At 53.9% G+C, this 2,006-nt stretch carries 4 protein-coding genes; all 4 read left to right on the top strand.

The window, feature by feature from the left end; genetic code table 11:
- Positions 1 to 167 precede the first annotated feature (167 nt).
- Positions 168 to 680 (top strand): hypothetical protein, encoded by a 513-nt coding sequence (locus tag WFK85_RS23315; protein ID WP_336709944.1) that lies wholly within the window; start codon positions 168 to 170, stop codon positions 678 to 680.
- Complete coding sequence (locus tag WFK85_RS23310; protein ID WP_336709942.1) at positions 670 to 1,521, top strand: DNA adenine methylase; 852 nt, start codon at positions 670 to 672, stop codon at positions 1,519 to 1,521. The genes WFK85_RS23315 and WFK85_RS23310 overlap by 11 nt, the downstream gene beginning before the upstream one ends.
- Complete coding sequence (locus WFK85_RS23305) at positions 1,514 to 1,684, top strand: hypothetical protein (protein WP_336709940.1); 171 nt, start codon at positions 1,514 to 1,516, stop codon at positions 1,682 to 1,684. The genes WFK85_RS23310 and WFK85_RS23305 overlap by 8 nt, the downstream gene beginning before the upstream one ends.
- On the top strand, positions 1,677 to 2,006 hold a 330-nt coding region (locus WFK85_RS23300; protein WP_336709938.1), incomplete at its 3' end, for a hypothetical protein. The genes WFK85_RS23305 and WFK85_RS23300, both read left to right, overlap by 8 nt.

Here is a 2,006-nt window from a genome sequence, read left to right as displayed (position 1 = left end):
GACGCCGCGCTGGCAGAGATACGCGCCCAGGGTGTCGATGCGTTCGCCGCAGACTTAGGTAACGCATATCAGCAACTGAGGGCCGGGAGTCCACAGGCGAAAGCGCTTAAGGCAGTAGTTTTCCGTGCTGCATCATTCTCAGAGCAACTGCGCAAGGAGCAAGGCAAATGAGCTACACAACAATAATTGCTGTTTGGCCGGGTGAAAAAAGTGAATGCCTGGAAGAGCTTCAAAATGGTTTCGGCAGCGGTCCGCTTGTTTGGGGGGATATGTGCCAACGATATCTACGCGACGGTAAGAGAAACGACTACATGTTCCGTGATAATGAACTCTGGCCCCTTGCTAACCGACTGGATATTCCATATCACCACCGCGCTGTGCTGGCGATGACATATGACCGGATGTTTGTTAAGCGCGAACACTACTCGCAGGCAGCGCAGTGCATTCGAAAATATCTGGCCGATTTCCCTGTTAACGAAAATTACGTCAATCACTGGCCCAGAATTGCAGAGCTTTTCGAAAGCGACCCTGACTATCCAGCGATCGCATTATGGCTCACATCTGTTTGTGAAAACCCGTTTCACGGCGAATGGAATGAAGATGCCGACGATTACGACCAGCCAGATTGGTCGAAATACTGGAGTTTATTCGACGATTTGGAGTTGAGCGATGAGCAATAACACCGAAGCGCTGATCCAGCCGATTAAGCATCCGGCCATCCGCTATCACGGCGGAAAGTTCCGCCTGGCATCGTGGATTATTAGCCATTTCCCGGCGCACCGTTGCTACGTTGAGCCGTTCGGCGGCGCTGCATCTGTACTGCTGCGTAAAGCGCCGAGCGAAGCCGAAGTTTATAACGACCTGGACGGCGAAGTAGTGAACCTGTTCCGCGTTCTCCGTAGCGGGGAGCAAAGCACGATGCTGATTGATGCCTGCGCCCTTACTCCATACTCCCGCGAAGAATTTAAGCGCGCCTATGAACCGACTGAGGATGTTATTGAGCAGGCCCGCCGCCTGGTGGTCCGAGCCACAATGGGGTTTGGCAGTGCAGGAGCGACTAAAGGCATGACTGGTTTCCGCCTGGACACGAAGCGCAACAGCGCCACCGCGCAGCGCATCTGGGCGCGTTCGCCGGATAATCTGGCCGCTGTGGCCAGCCGCTTTGCTGGCGTCCTTGTCGAGAACCGCGATGCTATTCAGTGCATGAAAGACCACGACACAGATAGCACCCTGCATTTTGTTGATCCGCCGTATGTTCACGACACGCGCGTTAACGTAGCGAAGAACAGCGCATACCGGCACGAACTGACCAACGCCGAACACCGTGCTTTGCTGGAAGAAATCAAGTCGCTCAAAGGCATGGTCATTATCTGCGGCTACAACAGTGAGCTTTATAACGAATCACTCTCGAGCTGGAAGCGCGTAACACGCTCAACATCAGCAAACGGCCAGGCCGGTTCCGTGCAACGCACCGAATGCCTGTGGATTAACCGAGCCGCTCAGGAGGCCAGCAATGACTAAACAACTCTGGCAGAGACCTGGCGAATGGAAATGCTGGTCATGTAAAGAATGGGTATCAAACATCGAACTTAGCAATGCCGATGGCTTATGCCCGCACTGTGACGCAGAAATTGATACCCGCGATGAGCCATACGTTAACGAAAAGGACAACAGCAATGACTAAACAACTCGAAGCGCTGCGCATGCCTGAGCGCATTCACCGGGATTGGAATAGTGCAGTTATGCGCACTTGTGAGAGCTGCGACAGCTGGCACATGACTGTCATCCACACTGATGGTAGCGCCATGTGCGCAGGCTGCTGCGACGCCTATTACACCGACCAATTGAAAGAGGAATTAACGGCGGCGCTAAGGCGCATAGCAGAGCTGGAAGCCAGCCCATTAGCGGTGAAGCTGCCAGAGTCTTTCTATCCTGATGGCGATATAGATTGCCCGAAGGTAGTGGAAGTTGAGGAAGTTATCGAAGCAATCCGCGCCGCTGGCGGC

It is taken from the genome of Cedecea sp. VD22 (assembly GCF_037150195.1).
GTDB lineage: Bacteria > Pseudomonadota > Gammaproteobacteria > Enterobacterales > Enterobacteriaceae > Cedecea.
This window is presented reverse-complemented; position numbering and strand designations above follow the sequence as displayed.

Excerpts from the sequence above, each read along its gene's own strand:
- WFK85_RS23305 (WP_336709940.1), top strand. The coding sequence starts at position 1,514 with ATGACTAAACAACTCTGGCAGAGACCTGGCGAATGGAAATGCTGGTCA.
- WFK85_RS23310 (WP_336709942.1), top strand. The coding sequence starts at position 670 with ATGAGCAATAACACCGAAGCGCTGATCCAGCCGATTAAGCATCCGGCC.
- WFK85_RS23315 (WP_336709944.1), top strand. The coding sequence starts at position 168 with ATGAGCTACACAACAATAATTGCTGTTTGGCCGGGTGAAAAAAGTGAA.